The organism is Pseudomonas sp. AC239 (assembly GCF_979258545.1).
Map to the genome: position 1 here is coordinate 2,836,862 of NZ_OZ409864.1, position 21,130 is coordinate 2,857,991.

Below are 21,130 nucleotides of genomic sequence, written 5' to 3' on the forward strand. Positions count from 1 at the left end.
TTCGGTGGCTCAGGTCAAACGTATCCGTCGTAACGTCAGCGGCATCATCCTGCTCGACAAGCCATTGGGGTTCACCTCCAACGCTGCCTTGCAGAAGGTGCGCTGGCTGCTCAATGCCGAGAAGGCCGGGCACACCGGCAGCCTCGACCCGCTGGCCACCGGCGTGTTGCCGCTGTGCTTCGGCGAGGCGACCAAGTTCTCGCAGTACTTGCTCGATTCCGACAAGGGCTATGAGACTCTGGCGCAACTGGGCAAGACCACCACCACGGCCGATGCCGAAGGCGAGGTTTTGCAGGAGCGTCCGGTGACCGTTGGTCGCGCCGATGTCGAAGCGGTTCTGCCGAAATTTCGTGGGCAAATCAGTCAGATACCGCCGATGTACTCGGCACTCAAGCGTGATGGCCAGCCGCTGTACAAACTGGCACGTGCAGGCGAAGTAGTGGAGCGCGAACCGCGTTCTGTTACTATTGCGCGCTTGGAATTGCTGGCCTTCGAAGGCGATACTGCGCGGCTTGCGGTGGACTGCAGCAAGGGCACCTATATTCGCACCCTGGTGGAGGATATCGGTGAGCAACTCGGTTGTGGTGCGTACGTCGCAGAACTGCGCCGGACCCAGGCCGGGCCTTTCACCCTGGCGCAGACCGTGACCCTCGAAGAGCTGGAAGCGGTACATGCCGAAGGCGGCAACGAAGCGGTCGATCGCTTCCTGATGCCATCGGACAGCGGCCTGCAGGATTGGCCGTTGCTGCACTTCTCGGAAGCGAGCGCGTTCTACTGGCTCAACGGCCAGCCGGTACGTGCCCCGGATGCACCGAAGTTCGGCATGGTACGAGTACAGGATCACAATGGTCGCTTCATCGGTATCGGTGAAGTGAGCGAAGACGGGCGCATCGCGCCGCGTCGCTTGATTCGGTCAGAATGACCGGAACCGGTCTGCGTTAAGCGGGCCGGCGAGTGTGGCTGTTAACAGGCATGGTCACTACTCATTTATAGATACAGGGATTTGTCCCTGGCCTGTTGAAGCTGTTTCCCTGAAACAGTTTCCTGATAAGGAAGGATTGCCTCATGGCTCTCGACGTTCAAGAAAAAGCTCAAATCGTTGCTGACTACCAGCAAGCTGTTGGTGACACTGGTTCGCCAGAAGTGCAGGTTGCACTGCTGACCGCCAACATCAACAAACTGCAAGGTCACTTCAAGGCCAACGGTAAAGATCACCACTCCCGTCGTGGTCTGATCCGCATGGTTAACCAGCGTCGCAAGCTGCTGGACTACCTGAAAGGCAAGGACGTAAGCCGGTACGCCGCGCTGATCGCTCGCCTGGGTCTGCGTCGCTAATCAGCGATTGCGCTATGAGGTTGGTGGTCTGTCGGGCGTCAGCGGTTTTCCGCTGGCGCCTTGCAGGCTCCCAGCCTCAAGTTTTATCTGCAGCATGGCTTTAACCTGTAGCACCCGGACAATTGCCATCGGGCCGATTCCCGAGATTGCCCAAGAATTCGCAAGAAACCGTTTCCCCCAAGAGCCACAAAGAAGGTAGGACACCGTGAACCCGGTAATCAAAAAATTCCAGTTCGGTCAATCGACCGTTACCCTCGAGACAGGCCGTATCGCCCGTCAGGCCTCCGGCGCAGTATTGGTCACCGTTGACGACGACGTCAGCGTGTTGGTGACTGTTGTCGGTGCAAAGCAAGCCGATCCGGGCAAGGGTTTCTTCCCTCTGTCCGTGCACTACCAGGAAAAGACTTACGCTGCCGGTAAGATCCCTGGCGGTTTCTTCAAGCGTGAAGGCCGTCCTTCCGAGAAAGAAACCCTGACTTCCCGACTGATCGACCGTCCGATCCGTCCGCTGTTCCCAGAAGGCTTCATGAACGAAGTGCAGGTTGTCTGCACCGTCGTTTCCACCAGCAAGAAGACCGATCCGGACATCGCTGCGATGATCGGTACCTCGGCTGCCCTGGCCATTTCCGGCATTCCGTTCGACGGCCCGATCGGCGCCGCTCGCGTGGCTTTCCACGAAAGCACCGGCTACCTGCTGAACCCGACTTACGAACAGCAAGCCGCTTCGAGCCTGGACATGGTCGTTGCCGGTACTTCCGACGCCGTACTGATGGTTGAATCGGAAGCCAAAGAGCTGACCGAAGACCAGATGCTGGGCGCAGTACTGTTCGCTCACGACGAATTCCAGGTTGTGATCAACGCTGTTAAAGAACTGGCTGCCGAAGCCGCCAAGCCAACCTGGAACTGGGCTCCTGCGCCAGAAGCCACCGAGCTGCTGGGCGCGATCCGTGCCGAGTTCGGCGACGCGATCTCCCAGGCCTACACCATCACCATCAAGGCCGACCGTTACGCTCGCCTGGGTGAGCTGAAGGACCAAGTGGTTGCCAAGCTGTCCGGTGAAGAAGGCCAGCCAAGCGCTGCTGAAGTCAAGGCAGCCTTCGGCGAAATCGAATACCGCACCGTTCGCGAAAACATTGTTAACGGCAAGCCACGTATCGACGGTCGCGACACCAAGACTGTGCGTCCGCTGAACATCGAAGTCGGCGTTCTGCCGAAGACTCACGGTTCGGCTCTGTTCACCCGCGGCGAAACCCAGGCGCTGGTTGTGGCAACACTGGGCACCGCCCGTGACGCGCAACTGCTGGACACCCTGGAAGGCGAAAAGAAAGACCCGTTCATGCTGCACTACAACTTCCCGCCGTTCTCGGTGGGCGAGTGTGGTCGCATGGGTGGCGCCGGTCGTCGCGAAATCGGTCACGGCCGTCTGGCCCGTCGTTCGGTTTCGGCCATGCTGCCAGCCGCTGACGTGTTCCCGTACACCATCCGTGTGGTGTCGGAAATCACCGAATCCAACGGTTCGAGCTCGATGGCTTCCGTGTGCGGTGCTTCCCTCGCGCTGATGGACGCTGGTGTACCGATGAAAGCACCGGTGGCCGGTATCGCCATGGGTCTGGTTAAAGAAGGCGAGAAGTTCGCCGTCCTGACCGACATCCTTGGCGACGAAGATCACCTGGGCGACATGGACTTCAAGGTAGCCGGTACCGCCAAAGGCGTGACTGCGCTGCAGATGGACATCAAGATCAAGGGCATCACCGAAGAGATCATGGAAATCGCTCTGGGCCAGGCCCTTGAAGCGCGCCTGAACATCCTCGGCCAGATGAACCAGATCATTGGCCAGTCGCGTACCGAACTGTCGGCCAACGCTCCGACCATGATCGCGATGAAGATCGACACCGACAAGATCCGTGACGTTATCGGTAAAGGTGGCGCGACCATCCGTGCGATCTGCGAAGAAACCAAGGCTTCGATCGACATCGAAGACGACGGTTCGATCAAAATCTTCGGCGAAACCAAGGATGCCGCAGAAGCTGCTCGTCAGCGCGTTCTGAGCATCACGGCAGAAGCCGAGATCGGCAAGATCTACGTCGGCAAGGTTGAGCGCATCGTCGACTTCGGCGCATTCGTAAACATCCTGCCAGGCAAGGACGGTCTGGTGCACATCTCGATGCTGAGCGACGCTCGCGTAGAGAAAGTCACCGACATCCTGAAGGAAGGCCAGGAAGTGGAAGTGCTGGTACTGGACGTGGACAACCGCGGCCGTATCAAGCTGTCCATCAAAGACGTGGCAGCTGCCAAGGCTTCGGGCGTTTAATTACCCGAAAGCTTTAGCGCAATGAAAATGCCCCCGCCGTGCAAACGGCGGGGGCATTTTTTTATCTGAAATAAAGAAATTGTAGTTCTCAAAAGAAAACCATCAGGCAACCCACAAATTTGCCGCAGCTCGAGACCGGTGCTAGGTTTAGCCCACCGCCCGTGTAGCTCAGCCGGTAGAGCAGCGCACTCGTAACGCGAAGGTCGCAGGTTCGATTCCTGTCTCGGGCACCAACTCCTCAGCGCGCCACGTCGATACATGTTCCGCAGGTCAGCTTTTTTGTGCAAGAGATGTAAAGAGGCATGTAATTCGTCATGCAAACGTCCTATATTCGGTGCCTGCATGAGCATCGCTTAGCAGTTTTCAGATGATCCCGAATGGTTCCGAAGGCCGGCCAGTCCGCGTCAGAGAGATCCTTGATGATCCAGATCCATCCTCCATTCCTAAGATCAGCGAGAACCCCATGACTGAATTGACCCAAGAGCAACGCCACGAACAAGCGCTGGAAAAATACCTTCTGGATGTGCCGGACCTGAAGGAAGAGATCAAGGACCTGAGTCCCGATGATCAGAAAGACCAGATCCAGTGGGCCTTCGAAGACGAAGCCGAAGCGCAGGGCTTGCAGCCGTGGGAGCTGACGCTCAAGTACACCAGCACGCCGGAGGAGTTCGAGGCGCAGCGCCTCGTGCTGCACAAGGAAGCGGCGGAAGTATTGGGTGTCGAGTGGGAAGAGTACTGCGAGATGAACAATCTAGTCGTTTAAAAGCAGCTACAAGTTTCGAGCTGCAAGCTACAAGTCAAAGCAGAATCGCTCAGCTTGTAGCTTGTAGCTTGTAGCTTGTAGCTTGTAGCTCAGAGACTCAGTCTCATCGACAGATCCACCGCTTTGACATCCTTGGTCATCGCGCCAATCGAAATGTAATCCACGCCCGTTTCGGCGATCGGCAGCAGCGTGCTTTCGTTGATGCCGCCGCTGGCTTCCAGTTTCGCTTTGCCGGCGGTCAGGCGTACCGCTTCGCGCATGTCGTCCAGGCTCAGTTCGTCGAGCATGATGATGTCGGCGCCGGCTTCCAGCGCCTGCTTCAGTTCTTCAAGACTTTCCACTTCGATCTCCACCGGTTTGCCCGGGGCGATCTTGTGCGCGGCGGCCACGGCTTCGGCGATGCCACCGCTGGCGGCGATGTGGTTTTCCTTGATCAGGAAGGCGTCGTAGAGACCGATGCGGTGGTTGTGACAGCCGCCGCAGGTCACCGCATATTTCTGTGCCAGGCGCAGGCCGGGCAGGGTCTTGCGGGTGTCGAGCAACTTGACCTGCGTCTCGCCGACGAAGTCTGCCAGGTACTGCGCGCGCGTCGCCACACCGGACAGCAACTGCAGGAAGTTCAACGCGCTGCGTTCACCGGTGAGCAGTGAGCGAGCCGGACCTTCCAGGTGAAACAGCGGCTGATTGGCTTTCACCCGCAGGCCGTCCACCACTTGCCAATGCACCGCCACGCGCGGATCGAGCTGGCGGAACACCGCATCGACCCACGCGGTGCCGCAGATGACGGCGTCGTCACGGGTGATGATGGTGGCTTTGGCCAGGCGTTCGGCCGGGATCAGTTGCGCGGTGATGTCGCCGCTGCCGACGTCTTCGAGCAACGCACGGCGCACGTTGTTTTCGATTTCGGCGGTCAGATCGGCGAGACGTAGATTCGGCATAACGGACTCCACAAACAAAGTGGTTCGATTATAGGGGCAGGGCGCGAGCCAACCCAAGGCGAGAACGCGCGTGCCTGACGCATCTGGTCGATTTTCCTGAGCTGAGTGCGTGGTGCGTGGTGTATAGGGGAAACCCTGAGGCCTATAGCATCGCCGGCCACTTTTGCCAGATAATCCGCCTTGTATTTGACGTCATGGCTTTGACGAACGACTCCACGGGAGCAGTGTCAAAGCGACGAACCGAATCACCGTTCCAGGAGGCTTGGATGCGCAACGACGGGAAAGTGGTGCCTTTGCACCGGGCGACTGCCGATCTGGCGGACCACTCGCCACTTGCCCGCCTGCCGGTGATTCTGCTGCAGGTTCGCGACAAGGCCGCGCAGCAGCTACGCCACGATTTGCAGGAATTGTTCGATAACGCTGATGACACCCTGTTCGAAATGGCCGACCGGGCGCGCAACGACGTCGATCAGAACATCTTTTTCGAAGCCATGCGCGACCTGCGCCTCAAGCGCAAGAACATCGAGCGCGGTTTTCTTGAATTGTTTTTCGAAGCCTTTGCCGGGCTCACTCAATACGATCCTGCCGCCATTACCCTGCCACGCACGCTGGTGGTCGAAGATTCGGCGCCGCGCACCGATGCCATGGAGCGCACCGTCGCCGTGCAGACCATGGTCAGTCGTGTGCTCAAGCGCGACGGCTTCGCTCTCGATCAACTGACCGCACGTTTCAGCTCGATGCTCGGCAAGCGTCTCGATGATCAGCACAATCCCCTCAGCCCGGCGATGCTCTGCGAATACTTCCTGCAGGCCGGACGTAACCTCGGCGTCGAGATCAAGGTCAAGCTGATCCTGCTCAAACTGTTCGAACGCTATGTGCTGGCCGACACCGAGCAACTGTATGCCGAAGCCAATCAGTTGCTGCTCGCGACCGGCGTGTTGCCACATCTGAAACCCGCCGTGGCTCGTCGCATGGTCGAGCCTGCCGATAGCGACACATTCATTGAAGATCTCGACGAGCCGCCAGCGGACGAAGGCATCGAGGAAGTGTTCGCAGCGATGCAGCAATTGCTCGCCCACGTGCGCGGCCGCGTCACACCTACCCTGGAGCCCGGTGCCCCGGCGCATCCGATCAATACCCGCGACCTGCTGCGGTTGTTGTCGCACTTGCAGCAATACGTCCCTGCGCTCGAGGCTCAGGAGGATTTCGATCTGCGCCACCAGCTCGAGCAACTGCTGACCCGGGTCAGCGTCAGAAGCGGCAGATCCCGCGTCGTCGCGACCGCCGACGAAGACGTGATCAACCTGATCGCCATGGTCTTCGACTGCATCCTCGATGATCGCAACGTGCCTGACGCGCTCAAGACGCTGATCGGCCGATTACAGATTCCGATGCTCAAGGTCGCTGTACTGGACAAAAGTTTCTTCAGCCGTAGCACGCACCCGGCGCGGCGCCTGCTCAACGAAATCGCCGAGGCCGCAATGGGCTGGAGCGATTGCGACGGTGCTGAGCGCGACAGCCTCTACGTGCGCATCGAGCAAGTGGTACAGCGCTTGCTGAGCGAGTTTGTCGACGACCCGGCGATCTTCTCCGAACTGCTCGCGGACTTCCTCGCCTTCACCCAGGAGGAACGTCGCCGCACCGAACTGCTTGAACAACGTTTGCGGGACGCCGAGGAAGGCCGGGCGAAGGCCGAGCTGGCTCAGCGGCGCGTCGCGCAGGCGTTACAGCAGGCATTGCTGGGCAAAGTGCTGCCGGCGACGGTGGTGGGTTTCGTCCAGCAGGCCTGGAGCAAAGTGCTGTTGCTGACCTGTCTCAAGCACGGCGATCAGTCCGCCGAATGGCACGCCGACGTGCAGACCATGGAACAGTTGGTCTGGAGCGTGCAACGCCATGACGACGGCGAATCCAGCCTGCGCCTGCTGGCACTGGTCCCGGGGCTGCTCAAATCGCTGCGCGATGGCCTCAGCAGCACCGCGTTCGATCCGTTTGCCACCAGTGAATTCTTCAGCGAGCTGGAGGCTCTGCACGTACGCGTGCTGGAGCGTTCCGACGACGCCGATCACAGCGTTACGCCGCTGATCGAAGTCACGCCCGAGGTCTTGCAGCACAGCGCCGACCAAGCAGCGGCCACCCCGGCGCCGCGCCTGGCGCAAGACGCTGCCGGGCTGTCTCAGGTCGAGCAGTTGCGCGTAGGCAATTGGGTGGTGTTCGACGAGGACGACGAACAGAGCTTGCGTTGCAAACTCGCCGCGATCATCGAAGAGACCGGCAAATATGTCTTCGTCGACCGCACCGGGACGAAAGTGCTGGAGCGCAGCCGCACCGATCTCGCTCTGGCGTTCAGCCGTGGCGTGGCGCGTGCGCTGGATGACACCTTGTTGTTCGACCGCGCACTGGAATCGGTGCTGGGCGACCTGCGGCGACTCAATCGCGGCAAGTGATCGCGCGGTGGGGGCGGATCGCGGCATACTGGGCGCCCACATGGTCGGCGTTGAAGGAATCGGTATGCAGTTGGATCCCGCGAGCGGGTGGTGTCATGGCGTGCAGATCTGCCCGTCGCCCAACTTCAATGAGCGCCCGACGGGCGAAGTGTCCCTGTTGGTCATCCACAACATCAGCCTGCCGCCGGCGCAATTCGCCACGGGCAAGGTTCAGGAATTTTTCCAGAATCGTCTGGATGTCACCGAACACCCGTACTTTGCAGGCATCGCTGACCTGCGCGTCTCGGCGCATTTTCTGATCGAACGTGACGGCAAGGTCACCCAGTTTGTCTCTTGTCTGGAGCGGGCGTGGCACGCAGGGGTTTCAGTGTTCGAGGGTCGTGAAACCTGTAACGATTTTTCCGTCGGCATCGAGCTGGAAGGCACCGATGATCTGCCGTTCACCGACGAGCAATATCGCGCGTTGACTGCGCTGACCCGGCAGTTGCAGAAACGCTTTCCGGCGATCACCGCTCAGCGTATCTGTGGCCACAGCGATATCGCTCCGGGGCGCAAGACCGATCCGGGACCGGCATTCGACTGGGCACGCTACCGCGCAGCCCTGGCAAAAGAGGAAGGACAATGAGTTTTCTGGTGTTACTGCTGGCGGTGTGGATCGAGAAGTTTTCGGCCCTGCGCCATCGGCTTCAACGCGACGGCGGATGGATCCGCGAACTGCACAAACTCGAAAACAGCAATCGACTGGCCAGGCAGCCATGGCTGGTGCTGACGATTCTGGTGCTGTTCCCGGTGGCGTTGCTGGCGCTGTTGTTGCTGGTACTGGAACCGGTGGCTTACGGTCTGCTGGCGCTGCCGGTGCACTTGTTGGTGGTGATTTACAGCCTCGGGCGTGGCGATCTGCTCGGCGGCCTCGGGCCGTTCCGCGATGCCTGGCGTCGTGAGGATCTGCAAGCGGCGGCGCACGTGGCCAAGCGCGACCTGGACATCTGCGCCGACAGTGGCGAGCAATTGCTTGAGCAAGTGCAGGGGCATCTGCTGTGGCAGGCGTATCAGAGTTTCTTCGCGGTGATCTTCTGGTACTTCCTCCTCGGGCCGGTGGCGGCATTGGCTTATCGCTTGTTGGCGCTGGCCGAAGAGCACGGCTGCAATCCGGCGCTGGTCGAGCGTGCTGCGCAGTTGCGTCATGCCTTCGATTGGGTGCCGGTGCGCTTGCTGGCGGCGAGTCTGGCATTGGTCGGCAACTTCGTCGCGGTCAGCCGGGTGATGCTGCATGAGCTGCTGAACTGGAACATCAGCGCTGCGCAGTTGATCAACAAGGTCGGCCTGGCAGCCGGGGAAGTTCCACCGCCAGTGGTCGGCCCGGACGGCATCAACACCCTCGACTGCCTGTGGGAACTGCTGCTGCGTGCGGCAGTGCTGTGGTATGCCGGGTTTGCCTTGTGGACGGTTCTGGTTCACTGATGAGCCAGAGTGAAACTCATTGTGGCGAGGGGATTTATCCCCGATGGGCTGCGTCGCAGCCCTGAAAACCCTGTTCCACCATTCATCAGTAACCATAAGTTACAAAACCTCCCGCCGATTTACGCTATACAGAGATAGCGCCCGATAGTGGCTATCTGCTGTCGCCCCGCGCCTGCCAATAAAAACAAGAAAAACCAAGGGAGACTTCCAGTGAAGAGCTTGCTCTATCCCGCCGTCTCGCTGATGAACCGTCTGAGCTTCGGCATGAAGTTCAGCCTGATCAGCGTGCTGTTCCTAGTGCCGATGCTGGTGACCAATTTCTATCTGGTGCGCGACTCCTATCGCGAATTTCAGGGCACCCGCGTCGAACTGCAGAGCCTCGACCTGTTGGGCAGCAGCTTGAGCCTGCGTCGCGATCTGGAGACCCTGAACAATCTGGTGCAGATCGACGTCACCCTCGGCCAGTCCGGCAAGGCCGGCAACGTCGAAGCGCAGATCCAGACGCTGGAGCAGGCTTTGCTCGCGCGCCTGGAAGGGCTGGCGGCGATGACCGAGGACCCGGAGCAGATCAAGCAGTTCGAGGCGAAACGCGATGAAATGATCGCCGCGTTCAAGGCCCAGCAAGCGGAGAGCTCGCTGCAAAGCAAAAGCGCGTTGATTGGCAAGTTGCTGGCCAATGCGCAGATTTTCAGCCAGATCATCACCAGTCAGGCCGGCCTCAGTCGCGATAACCAGAGCGACATTCGCCAGCTCAGCGAACTGGTGACGCTGATCACCCCCAGCGTCACGCAAACCCTCGGCGAAGGCCGGGCGATGGGCTCGTATTCGTTGGGCCAGGGCTTTCTCAACAGTTCCTCCAGCACGCGTTTTGACGAGCTGCTGGTGCAGATTGAAAAACTCCAGGCCGAGTACGCTCTGAAACTGCAGGACGCCCTCGGTTCCAGCAGCGCTGCACGCGAATCCCTCAGCGCCCAGGCCGACAGCAGCAAGGCTTCGCTCAAACAGGCCAGCGAGCTGTTCGAAGAACAAGTGGTGATGGCCGACACCCTCGATGCGCCGTGGCAGGCATTTTACGATCAGGTCACCGGGCTGATGGAACACACCTACCAGCTCAATCAGGCCACGCTGAAATTTCTCGACAGCCAGTTGCAGCAGCGTCTGGCGCAGAACCGCACGCACATGATTCTGCAAGCCTCGGCGCTTTCGGTGGTGTTGGTGCTGATTTTCTATCTTTATGGCGGTTTCTACGCCTCGACCCGCACCACCCTGAAAAGCCTGGGCGCGATGATGAACAAGGTTGCGGCCGGTGACATGACCGTCAACTTCAAGGCCAGCAGCCGTGATGAGCTGGGCGAGTTGGGCGAGGTGTTCAACGGTACGGTGAAGAAGATTCACGACTTGATCGAACGCGTGGGCCACACCGTTGGCGAAGTCGAGCGACAGGCCGGACAGGTCGAAAGCGTCTCGGCGCAGAGCAATCAGGCCGTGGCCGGGCAGCGCTCGCAGATCGAACAAGTGGCGACGGCGATGAACCAGATGTCGGCGACCTCAATGGAAGTCGCTCGCAGTGCCGCCGCTGCGGTGAGCAGCGCCCACAGCGTCAATGACGAAACCCTCAGCGGGCGCGGCCTGGTGGAATCGCAACAGGGCAGCATTGCCGCACTGGCCAGCGAAATCGACCAGTCGGTGCTGGTGATCAATCAACTGGCCAGCGACAGCCAGTCGATCAGCCGTGTACTGGAAGTGATCAAGAGCATCGCCGAACAGACCAACCTGCTGGCGCTCAACGCCGCTATCGAAGCCGCGCGAGCCGGCGAGCAGGGGCGCGGTTTTGCCGTGGTCGCCGACGAAGTACGCACCTTGGCCAAGCGCACCCAACAATCGACCGAAGAAATCGAGCAGATGATCGCCAAACTGCATGGCGGCGTCGGCGCGGCGGTGAAGGCCATGGGCGTCAGCCATCAGATGGCCAACGGCACGGTGGGCCAGTCGGAAAAAGTCCAGCAGGCGCTGGAAAACATTCTTGGCGCGGTGGGCATGATCGTCGACCAGAACCAGCAGATTGCCGCTGCCGTGGAACAGCAGACCGCCGTGGCCCATGACATCGACCAGAACATCGTCGAAATCAACCGCGCCGGCGAACGCACAGCACAAGGCGCACACCAGACCGAAGATGCCAGCCGCGCGCTGTCGGCGCAGGTGGTTGAGCTCAAACAACTGATCAGTGCGTTTCGCGTCTGAAAGCTGGAACCGGATCAAAAATGTGGGAGCGAGCCTGCTCGCGAAGGCGGTGGATCAGGCACTGGCGATGTCACTGACAGACCGCTATCGCGAGCAGGCTCGCTTCCACAGGGGACGGCGGTGTTACCAGCCGAAGACTTCGCAGCAGTTGGCGGTGCTGGCGGCGGCGAGTTGTTCAGGCGTGATATTCATCAGCTCGGCCAACGCAGCGCAAATCGCCGGCAGATGCGCCGGGCTGTTGCGCTGGCCGGGGAACATGGCGGGGGCCATGTCCGGTGAGTCGGTTTCCAGTACCACCGATTGCAGCGGCAGTTCCGGCAGCACCCGATGCATGCGCAATGCCTGCGGCCAGGTCGGTGCGCCGCCGAGGCCCAGTTTGAACCCCAGCTTGAGGTATTCCCGCGCCTCTTCGCGGCTGCCGGCGAAGGCGTGGATGATGCCGGCGCGTTTGAGCTTGAAGCGCTTGAGCGTGGCGATCACCGCTGCGTGGCTGCGGCGTACGTGGATCAGCGCCGGCAACTCGAAGTCCGCGGCCAGTTGCAGCTGCGCTTCGAACAACGCCTGTTGCCGTTCGCGATCGAGGTTTTCGATGAAGTAATCCAGGCCGATCTCGCCCACCGCACACAACTGCCGATGTCCGCGCAAGCGCGTCAGCCAGTCCCCCAGCGCGCTCAAATCTTCGGGGCGATGCTGATCGAGAAACACCGGGTGCAATCCGAACGCCGCGTACAGGTGGGCATCGCTCTGCACCAGATCCCACACCCGTTGCCAGTTGCCCTGATGCACGCCCAGCACGACGATGCGCCGCACGCCGAGAGCGCGGCTTTCGGCCAGCAACTCGGCGCGATCAGCGTCGAAGTCGGGGAAGTCGAGGTGGGTGTGGCTGTCGATCAGCTCCACGCTTCAGTCCCGATGAATACGCTGCTTGAAGGTCCGCGCAATGGCTTGCACGCCCGGTTGGTAGTCGTCCTGCTCCACGGCGGCCAGCGCCAGTTCCAGCGCCTTGTCGGCGATCAACTGGTGTTGCTGGGACATGGCGTTGACCGGCAGCGGCAGGAAATCCAGCAACTGCGTGTCGCCGAACGTGCCGAGGCGCAGCGGCCGCGATTTCAGCGGGAAATCATGCAGCGCATCGAACACGCCTTGCAGCAGCACGTATGAGGTGGTCACCAGTGCGTCAGGCAAATGCCCCAGCCGCTGCAGGAGTTCTTCCATCAATTGCTTGCCGCACTCGCGGCTGAACGACTCGGCGTGCTCGACCAGCACCTCACCTTTGAAGTCTTTGAGCGCTGCGCGGAAACCGGCGGCACGCTCCTGGCTGATGCTCAGCTCCGGGCGGGCGCCGAGCAGCACGATCTGCTTTGGCTGCGGATCGAGCAGGCTCTGGGTCAGATGCAGGCTGGCCTCGCGGTCGTCGCTGATCACCGAGCAGAAATGCTCCGGCTCCATGACCCGGTCGATGGCGATGATCGGCAGACCCTTGGCCTGCAACTGCCGATAGCTGTCATCACCGGCCGGCAGGCAACTGGCGACGATCAGCGCATCGCAACGGCGGGCGCGGAACAGTTGCAGCAACTGGCGCTCGCTGTCCGGCGCATCGTCGGAACTGGCGATCAGCAATTGGTAACCGCGCGCCCGCGCGCCTTGTTCGAGCAACTTGGCGATCCGCGCGTAACTGGGGTTTTCCAGATCCGGCAGGATAAAACCCAGGGTGCGCGTATGCCGACTGCGCAGGCCGGCCGCTTGCGGATTGGGCGTAAAGCCATGCAGATCGACCACCGCGCGCACGCGCTCGACGGTCGCGTTGCTGATGCGTTGCTGTTCGGCCTTGCCGTTGATGACGTAGCTGGCGGTGGTGACGGAGACGCCGGCCAACCGCGCGATATCACTGAGTTTCAACCCGGTATTTCCTTGTTTTTTCGAGCATGCCGCGACATTTTCGCCAATCCTACCCGATAAGGGCAGTCGACTTATTGCCTGGGCAGATCCGACCAGTTGGACTTCAAGGATGAGACATTATCGAGTAACGTGCCGATCAATCTAGATTAAACGTTTCAGCAAGCGTATTTTCTACGTTTTAGACGCCTTTGGACGGTCCTGCCGTGAAACCGCCAAAACTGCCGCTGAAAAGCGCGGCAGAGCGCCTAAGCTGTGAACCATTCAAAACAATACCTGGCGTTGAACTGCGCCAAAAAGGAGATCGCATGCTCGAGCTCACTATAGAGCAGATATCCATGGGCCAGTCGGCCGTGGATAAACCCGCTGCCCTGCAATTGCTGGCCAGTCATCTGGTCGCCGACGGTCTGGTTGCCGACGGCTACCTCGCCGGCCTGCAGGCCCGGGAAGCCCAGGGCTCGACCTTTCTCGGTCAAGGCATCGCCATTCCCCACGGCACCCCGGAAACCCGCGATCAGGTATTCGCCACCGGCGTGCGCCTGATGCAGTTTCCCGACGGCGTCGACTGGGGCGATGGCCAGATCGTTTATCTGGCGATCGGCATCGCGGCGAAATCCGACGAACACCTGCGCCTGCTGCAACTGCTGACCCGCGCCCTCGGCGAGACCGATCTGGGCCAGGCCCTGCGTCGCGCCAGCTCCCCCGAAGCGCTGCTTAAACTGTTGCAAGGCGCGCCGCAGGAACTGGCGCTGGATGCGCAGATGATCGGCCTCGGCGTGTCGGCCGACGATTTCGAAGAACTGGTCTGGCGCGGCGCACGTCTGCTGCGTCAGGCCGATTGTGTGAGCAACGGCTTTGCCGGCGTGTTGCAGCAAGTCGAAGCGCTGCCACTGGGCGATGGCCTGTGGTGGCTGCACAGCGAGCAGACCGTGAAGCGTCCGGGACTGGCGTTCGTCACCCCGGACAAACCGATGCGCTACCTCGGCCAGCCGCTCAGCGGACTGTTCTGCCTCGCCAGTCTGGGCGAAGCGCATCAGGCGTTGCTCGAGCGTTTGTGCGCGTTGCTGATCGAAGGTCGCGGCCACGAATTGGGCCGCGCCACCAGCAGCCGCAAAGTTCTCGAAGTGCTCGGCGGTGAACTGCCGGCCGACTGGCCGAGTGCACGTATTGCCCTGGCCAATGCCCATGGTTTGCACGCACGACCAGCGAAGATTCTTGCGCAACTGGCGAAGAGTTTTGATGGCGAAATCCGCGTGCGCATCGTCGACAGCCAGGACAGCGCCGTGTCGGTGAAGAGCCTGAGCAAACTGCTCAGTCTCGGCGCCCGCCGCGGTCAGGTGCTGGAGCTGATCGCCGAGCCGAGCATCGCCGCCGATGCCTTGCCGGCCCTGCTCGCGGCGATTGAAGAAGGCCTCGGTGAGGAAGTCGAGCCGCTGCCGGCCGTGAGTCAGCAGCGCGAAGTGATCGCCGACATCGCCGAAGTATTGATCGCGCCGGCCTCCGGCAGCCTGTTGCAGGCGATTCCTGCCGCACCGGGCATCGCCATCGGCCCTGCGCACATTCAGGTGCTGCAAGCCATCGATTACCCGTTGCGCGGCGAATCTGCCGCGATCGAGCGCGAGCGCCTCAAGCAAGCGCTGAGCGACGTGCGCCGCGACATCCAAGGCTTGATCGAACGCAGCAAGGCCAAGGCCATTCGCGAGATTTTCATCACTCACCAGGAAATGCTCGACGACCCGGATCTGACCGACGAAGTCGACACCCGCCTCAAGCAAGGTGAAAGCGCCGAAGCGGCGTGGATGGCGGTGATCGAAGCCGCCGCCAAACAGCAGGAATCGCTGCAGGACGCTTTGCTCGCCGAGCGTGCCGCCGATCTGCGTGACATCGGTCGCCGGGTGCTGGCGCAGCTGTGTGGCGTGCAAACCGCGAACGAACCTGAGCAACCGTACATTCTGGTGATGGACGAAGTCGGCCCGTCCGATGTCGCGCGCCTGGATCCTGCGCGAGTGGCAGGGATTCTCACCGCGCGCGGCGGTGCTACCGCGCACAGCGCCATCGTCGCCCGCGCGCTCGGTATTCCAGCACTGGTCGGCGCGGGTGCAGCGGTGCTGTTGCTCGAGCCGGGCACGCCGCTATTGCTCGACGGTCAGCGTGGCCGTCTGCATGTCGACGCCGATGCCGCGACCCTCAAGCGTGCCGCTGAAGAGCGCGACACCCGCGAGCAACGCCTGAAGATCGCCGCCGAACAACGCCATCAACCGGCACACACCACCGACGGCCACGCCGTCGAAGTGTTCGCCAACATCGGCGAAAGCGCAGGCGTGACCAGCGCGGTGGAGCAGGGCGCCGAAGGCATTGGTCTGCTGCGCACCGAACTGATTTTCATGGCCCACCCGCAGGCACCGGACGAGGCAACCCAGGAAGCCGAATACCGTCGCGTCCTCGATGGTCTGGCTGGACGGCCGCTGGTGGTGCGCACGCTCGATGTCGGCGGCGACAAACCGCTGCCGTATTGGCCGATCGCCAAGGAAGAAAACCCGTTCCTCGGCGTGCGCGGCATCCGCCTGACCCTGCAGCGTCCGCAGATCATGGAAGCGCAACTGCGCGCCTTGCTGCGCTCGGCCGACAACCGTCCGCTGCGGATCATGTTCCCGATGGTCGGCAGCGTCGAAGAATGGCGCCAGGCCCGCGACATGACCGAACGCCTGCGTCTGGAAATTCCAGTCGCCGACCTGCAACTGGGGATCATGATCGAGGTGCCGTCCGCCGCATTGCTCGCGCCGGTACTGGCCAAGGAAGTCGACTTCTTCAGCGTTGGCACCAACGACCTGACCCAATACACCCTGGCCATCGACCGTGGTCACCCGACCCTGTCTGCACAAGCGGACGGCTTGCACCCGGCGGTCCTGCAACTGATCGACATCACCGTGCGCGCCGCCCATGCACATGGCAAATGGGTGGGTGTCTGCGGCGAGCTGGCGGCTGATCCGCTGGCGGTGCCGGTGCTGGTTGGCCTCGGTGTCGACGAACTCAGCGTGTCCGGGCGCAGCATTGCCGAAGTCAAGGCGCGCATCCGTGAACTCAGCCTGACCCAGGCGCAAACCCTCGCCCAACAGGCCCTGGCCGTGGGCAGCGCGAATGAAGTGCGCGCATTAGTGGAGGCCCTGTAATGGCCAAGATTCTTACCCTGACTCTCAACCCGGCACTCGACCTCACCGTTGAGCTGTCACGGCTCGATGCCGGTCAGGTCAATCGCAGCGAGGAGATGCACACCCACGCTGCGGGCAAAGGCGTCAACGTCGCCCAGGTGCTGGCGGATCTCGGCCATCAGGTCACCGTCAGCGGCTTTCTCGGCGAAGACAATCAGCAAGCGTTCGAAACCCTGTTCGCCAAGCGCGGTTTCGTCGACGCGTTCATCCGCGTGCCGGGCGAGACGCGCAGCAACATCAAAGTCGCCGAACAGGACGGGCGCATCACCGACATCAACGGGCCTGGCCCGGTGGTTGATGCAACGGCGCAGCAAGCCTTGCTTGATCGCTTGCAGCAGATCGCACCGGGGCACGATGCGGTGGTGGTCGCCGGCAGTCTGCCGCGTGGCGTCACCGCGCAATGGTTGCGCGAGCTGATTGAAAGGTTGAACGCGCTCGGCTTGAAAGTCGCCCTCGATTCCAGCGGCGAAGCCTTGCGCGCTGCGTTGCAGGCCAGCCCCTGGCTGATCAAGCCGAACACCGAAGAACTGGCCCACGCCCTCGGCTGCGAAGTGGTCTCGCCGATCGCCGAAGCACAAGCCGCCGCACGTTTGCATGCGCAAGGCATCGAGCACGTGGTGATCTCCCACGGCGCCGACGGGGTCAACTGGTTCAGTGTCGGCTCGGCCCTGCATGCCTCGCCGCCGAAAGTCAGCGTGGCCAGCACGGTCGGTGCCGGCGATTCCTTGCTGGCGGGCATGCTCCACGGTCTGCTTAGCGCCGACACCCCCGAGCAAACCCTGCGCACCGCCACCGCGATTGCGGCAATGGCGGTGACCCAGATCGGTTTTGGCATCAACGACGCAGCGCAACTGGCGCAGCTCGAACAGGGCGTGCGCGTGCGCCCCCTGACAGAACAATAAGAGGGTTTGTCATGAAGTTAGCCATTGTTACGGCTTGCCCGAACGGCATGGTCACCAGTGTGCTGTGCGCGCGTCTGCTCGATGCAGCGGCGCAGCGTCAGGGCTGGAGCACCAGCGTTGAAGTGGTCGATCCGGCACACCCGGAACGCGAATTGTCGGCGGCAACCATCGAAGCCGCCGAGTGGGTCTTGCTGGTCACCACTGGCGCGGTGGACATGAGTCGCTTCGTCGGCAAGCGCGTGTTCCAGATCGCTCCGGCGCAGGCCTTGCAGGATGTCGAAGCGGTGCTGCGTCGTGGTGCTGAAGAAGCCGAAGTCTACGTCGCCAGCGCAGTCGAACCGGCGATTGACGCGCCACGTGCGCCACGCATCGTCGCCATCACGGCCTGCCCGACCGGCGTCGCCCACACCTTCATGGCCGCCGAAGCGTTGCAGCAGACTGCCAAGCGCCTGGGCTATGAATTGCAGGTCGAAACCCAAGGCTCGGTGGGCGCGAAAACCCCGCTCAGCGCAACGGCCATCGCCGACGCAGACGTGGTGTTGCTGGCGGCGGATATCGACGTTGCCACCGAGCGTTTCGCCGGCAAGAAAATCTATCGCTGCGGCACTGGCGTTGCCCTGAAGCAATCCGAAGCGACCCTGAAAAAAGCCCTGGCCGAAGGCGCTGTCGAAAGTGCGGCAAGCGACGGCAAGGCTCCGGCCAAGTCGGAAAAAACCGGCGTCTACAAACACCTGCTCACGGGTGTGTCGTACATGCTGCCGATGGTGGTGGCGGGTGGTTTGCTGATCGCGTTGTCCTTCGTGTTCGGCATCACCGCGTACAAGGAAGAAGGCACGCTGGCGGCGGCGTTGATGCAGATCGGCGGCGAAACCGCGTTCAAGCTGATGGTGCCGCTGTTGGCCGGTTACATCGCCTACTCGATTGCCGACCGCCCGGGCCTTGCGCCGGGGATGATCGGTGGCTTGCTCGCAGGCACTCTGGGCGCCGGATTCATCGGCGGGATCATTGCTGGTTTCATTGCCGGTTACGCCGCCAAAGCCATCGCCCGCTATGTGAAATTGCCGCAGAGCCTGGAAGCGCTGAAGCCGATTCTCATCATCCCGTTACTGGCCAGTCTGGTCACCGGCCTGGTGATGATTTACGTGGTCGGCAAACCGGTCGCCGGCATGCTCGCCGCGCTTACGCAGTTCCTCGACAGCATGGGTACCACCAACGCGATTCTGCTCGGCGTGTTGCTCGGCGGCATGATGTGCGTCGACCTCGGTGGGCCGATCAACAAGGCGGCCTATGCGTTTTCGGTGGGGCTGCTGGCCTCGCAGAGTTACGCACCGATGGCCGCGACCATGGCCGCCGGCATGGTGCCGCCGATTGGTCTGGGCATTGCGACGTTCATTGCGCGGCGCAAGTTTGCCCAGACTGAACGCGAGGCCGGCAAAGCGGCTTTCGTGCTGGGCCTGTGCTTTATCTCCGAAGGGGCGATTCCGTTTGCCGCGAAAGACCCGCTGCGGGTGATTCCGGCGAGCATCGCCGGTGGCGCGTTGACCGGTGCCTTGTCGATGTACTTCGGCTGCAAACTCATGGCGCCGCACGGTGGCTTGTTCGTGCTGGCGATTCCCAATGCGATCAACCATGCACTGCTGTATCTGCTGGCGATTGTCGCGGGGAGCCTGGTCACGGCGGTGGTGTATGCGCTGCTCAAAAGGCCTGAGGCTGTCGAGTTGGCGCTGGAACCTGCCAAGGCCTGACCGACAACACCAAATCCCTGTGGGAGCGAGCCTGCTCGCGAAAGCGGAGTGGCAGATAAAAAGTATCGCCTGACACAACGTCTTCGCGAGCAAGCCCGCTCCCACATTCAGTCGCGGTTACTCAGACGGACCGCGATCAATGGTGGGAGCAAGCGAGCCTGCTCCCACATTGGAACTACGGGGTGTCTGGTGTCATGGCGAGTTCATATAGGCATGCTTAAGTTTTCCCTTTTGCAGGGAGAACACCATGAGCGATTTCAATCTCGGCCGGCGTCGCGTCATGCAAGCGGTGGGTGCCGGGCTGTTGCTGCCGGGGCTGGCGCCGGCGGTGATTGCTTCGGTCAAGGATCGTCCGCAGCTCACCGACGGCGTGCAGTCCGGCGACCTGCTCGGCGACCGCGCGATGATCTGGAGCCGCAGCGATCGCCCGGCGCGCATGGTGGTGGAGTGGGACACCGGCAGCCTGTTCGGCAACCCGCGCAAATTCGTCTCGCCGCTGGCCGATGCGCGCAGCGATTTTACCGCCCGCGTCGAACTCAACGGCCTGCCGGCCAACCAGGCGATTTTCTATCGCGTGCACTTCGAAGACGCCCAGAGCGGCGTCGCCAGTGAACCGTGGTTCGGCCATTTGCGCAGCGTGCCAACGACAAAACGCGACATCCGTTTTGTCTGGAGCGGTGACACCGTCGGCCAGGGCTTCGGGATCAACCCGGACATCGGCGGGATGCGCATCTACGAAGCCATGCGCTTGCGCTTGCCGGACTTCTTTATCCACAGCGGCGACACCATTTATGCCGACGGCCCGGTGCCCGCGCAACTGACCACCGAAAGCGGGCGCATCTGGCGCAACATCACCACAGAAGCCAAGAGCAAAGTCGCGCAGACCCTCGACGATTATCGTGGCAACTATCGCTACAACCTGATGGACGAAAACATCCGCCGCTTCAACGCCGAAGTGCCGCAGATCTGGCAGTGGGACGATCACGAAGTGGTCAACAACTGGTCACCGGGCAAGCAACTGGATGAGCGCTATCAGGAGAAAGATATCCACAAGCTGGTCGGTCGCGCCCGGCAGGCGTGGCTGGAATACGCGCCGATGCGTTTGCAGGCGGCGGACGCTGGCGGGCGCATTTATCGCAAGCTCAGCTACGGGCCGATGCTCGACGTATTTGTGCTGGATATGCGCAGCTATCGCGAAGCCAATGACGACAACCTTGGCGCGGCAAAACCGTTTCTCGGCCGTGAGCAACTGGATTGGCTCAAGCACGAATTGAAGGCATCGAAGGCGCAGTGGAAAGTCATCGCCGCCGACATGCCCATCGGCCTTGGCGTCCCGGACGGCGAGGTAAGCCCAGGCGTGGCGCGTTGGGAAGCCGTGGCCAACGGAGACCCTGGCCCGGCGCAGGGGCGTGAGCTGGAAATTGCCGAATTGCTCGGATTTCTACGTGCGCAGCAGGTGCGCAATTTCGTGTTTCTGACGGCGGACGTGCATTACTGCGCGGCGCATCACTACCACCCGGACCGTGCCGCGTTTCAGGATTTCGAACCGTTCTGGGAGTTCGTCGCCGGGCCGCTGAATGCCGGCAGCTTCGGGCCGAATCCGTTGGACAAGACGTTCGGGCCTGAGGTGGTGTTCGAGAAAGCACCGCCCGCACAGAACACCTCGCCGTTTGCCGGATTTCAGTTTTTTGGCGAGGTGAATATCGACGGGCAGAGCGGCGAGATGAGTGTGGTGTTGCGGGATCTGGATGGCATCGCTGTTTTCGAACAGAAACTCCAACCGGTCTGAGCACCGCGTCCCCTGTGGGAGCGAGCCTGCTCGCGAAAGCGGACTTACAGCCAACACCAATGTCGACTGTTAAATCGCCTTCGCGAGCAGGCTCGC

General features: G+C 61.6%; 15 protein-coding genes and 1 tRNA gene. 13 read left to right on the top strand and 3 right to left on the bottom strand.

Features of this window, described 5'->3' with window-relative positions; translation table 11 throughout:
* Positions 1-4 precede the first annotated feature (4 nt).
* The 5 genes from truB (at position 5) to ACZ0AZ_RS12825 (ending at position 4,409) form a co-directional block, all read left to right on the top strand.
* A complete protein-coding gene (gene truB, locus ACZ0AZ_RS12805; protein ID WP_024011571.1) occupies positions 5-922 on the top strand; it encodes a tRNA pseudouridine(55) synthase TruB in 918 nt (305 codons plus the stop codon).
* 143 nt (positions 923-1,065) lie between these two features.
* Positions 1,066-1,335, top strand: a complete 270-nt coding sequence (rpsO, locus tag ACZ0AZ_RS12810) for a 30S ribosomal protein S15 (protein WP_016771751.1) — start codon at positions 1,066-1,068, stop codon at positions 1,333-1,335.
* Positions 1,336-1,540: 205 nt separating this feature from the next.
* Positions 1,541-3,646 carry a polyribonucleotide nucleotidyltransferase gene (pnp, locus tag ACZ0AZ_RS12815; RefSeq protein WP_016771750.1) on the top strand — a complete coding sequence of 702 codons (2,106 nt, stop codon included), beginning with the start codon at positions 1,541-1,543 and terminating at the stop codon, positions 3,644-3,646.
* Between the two features lie 157 nt (positions 3,647-3,803).
* Positions 3,804-3,879 (top strand) — tRNA-Thr (locus tag ACZ0AZ_RS12820).
* 230 nt (positions 3,880-4,109) lie between these two features.
* Positions 4,110-4,409 carry a DUF6388 family protein gene (locus ACZ0AZ_RS12825; RefSeq protein WP_024011573.1) on the top strand — a complete coding sequence of 100 codons (300 nt, stop codon included), beginning with the start codon at positions 4,110-4,112 and terminating at the stop codon, positions 4,407-4,409.
* Between the two features lie 89 nt (positions 4,410-4,498).
* Here ACZ0AZ_RS12825 and nadC read toward each other — a convergent pair whose 3' ends face one another.
* Positions 4,499-5,347, bottom strand: a complete 849-nt coding sequence (gene nadC, locus ACZ0AZ_RS12830; RefSeq protein WP_039759530.1) for a carboxylating nicotinate-nucleotide diphosphorylase — start codon at positions 5,345-5,347, stop codon at positions 4,499-4,501.
* Positions 5,348-5,613: 266 nt separating this feature from the next.
* On the opposite strand from nadC, the gene ACZ0AZ_RS12835 reads away from it, so the two are divergent.
* The 4 genes from ACZ0AZ_RS12835 to ACZ0AZ_RS12850 all read left to right on the top strand — a co-directional run bounded on the left by ACZ0AZ_RS12835 (position 5,614) and on the right by ACZ0AZ_RS12850 (position 11,493).
* Positions 5,614-7,791, top strand: coding sequence for a DUF1631 domain-containing protein (locus tag ACZ0AZ_RS12835; RefSeq protein ID WP_463570840.1), 2,178 nt, complete (start codon positions 5,614-5,616; stop codon positions 7,789-7,791).
* 64 nt (positions 7,792-7,855) lie between these two features.
* A complete protein-coding gene (gene ampD / locus ACZ0AZ_RS12840) occupies positions 7,856-8,416 on the top strand; it encodes a 1,6-anhydro-N-acetylmuramyl-L-alanine amidase AmpD (protein WP_039759524.1) in 561 nt (186 codons plus the stop codon).
* On the top strand, positions 8,413-9,252 hold the full coding sequence (gene ampE / locus ACZ0AZ_RS12845; RefSeq protein ID WP_463537506.1) for a regulatory signaling modulator protein AmpE: 840 nt from the start codon (positions 8,413-8,415) through the stop codon (positions 9,250-9,252). The genes ampD and ampE overlap by 4 nt, the downstream gene beginning before the upstream one ends.
* A 210-nt stretch (positions 9,253-9,462) precedes the next feature.
* Complete coding sequence (locus ACZ0AZ_RS12850) at positions 9,463-11,493, top strand: methyl-accepting chemotaxis protein (protein ID WP_463572209.1); 2,031 nt, start codon at positions 9,463-9,465, stop codon at positions 11,491-11,493.
* 123 nt (positions 11,494-11,616) lie between these two features.
* On the opposite strand, the gene ACZ0AZ_RS12855 is transcribed toward ACZ0AZ_RS12850, so the two are convergent.
* A complete protein-coding gene (locus tag ACZ0AZ_RS12855; protein ID WP_122610854.1) occupies positions 11,617-12,393 on the bottom strand; it encodes a TatD family hydrolase in 777 nt (258 codons plus the stop codon).
* 3 nt (positions 12,394-12,396) lie between these two features.
* Positions 12,397-13,392, bottom strand: coding sequence for a catabolite repressor/activator (gene cra, locus ACZ0AZ_RS12860; RefSeq protein WP_016771742.1), 996 nt, complete (start codon positions 13,390-13,392; stop codon positions 12,397-12,399).
* A gap of 305 nt (positions 13,393-13,697) precedes the next feature.
* Here cra and ptsP point away from each other — a divergent pair, with 305 nt between their 5' ends.
* From ptsP to ACZ0AZ_RS12880, 4 genes are all read left to right on the top strand, one after another.
* Positions 13,698-16,559 (top strand): phosphoenolpyruvate--protein phosphotransferase, encoded by a 2,862-nt coding sequence (ptsP, locus tag ACZ0AZ_RS12865; RefSeq protein WP_243243020.1) that lies wholly within the window; start codon positions 13,698-13,700, stop codon positions 16,557-16,559.
* Positions 16,559-17,500 carry a 1-phosphofructokinase gene (gene pfkB / locus ACZ0AZ_RS12870; protein ID WP_281877633.1) on the top strand — a complete coding sequence of 314 codons (942 nt, stop codon included), beginning with the start codon at positions 16,559-16,561 and terminating at the stop codon, positions 17,498-17,500. Before ptsP ends, pfkB begins: the two co-directional genes overlap by 1 nt.
* 11 nt (positions 17,501-17,511) lie before the next feature.
* Complete coding sequence (locus ACZ0AZ_RS12875; RefSeq protein WP_281120390.1) at positions 17,512-19,245, top strand: PTS fructose-like transporter subunit IIB; 1,734 nt, start codon at positions 17,512-17,514, stop codon at positions 19,243-19,245.
* A 247-nt stretch (positions 19,246-19,492) separates the two neighbouring features.
* Positions 19,493-21,034 carry an alkaline phosphatase D family protein gene (locus ACZ0AZ_RS12880; protein ID WP_463537507.1) on the top strand — a complete coding sequence of 514 codons (1,542 nt, stop codon included), beginning with the start codon at positions 19,493-19,495 and terminating at the stop codon, positions 21,032-21,034.
* Positions 21,035-21,130 lie beyond the last annotated feature (96 nt).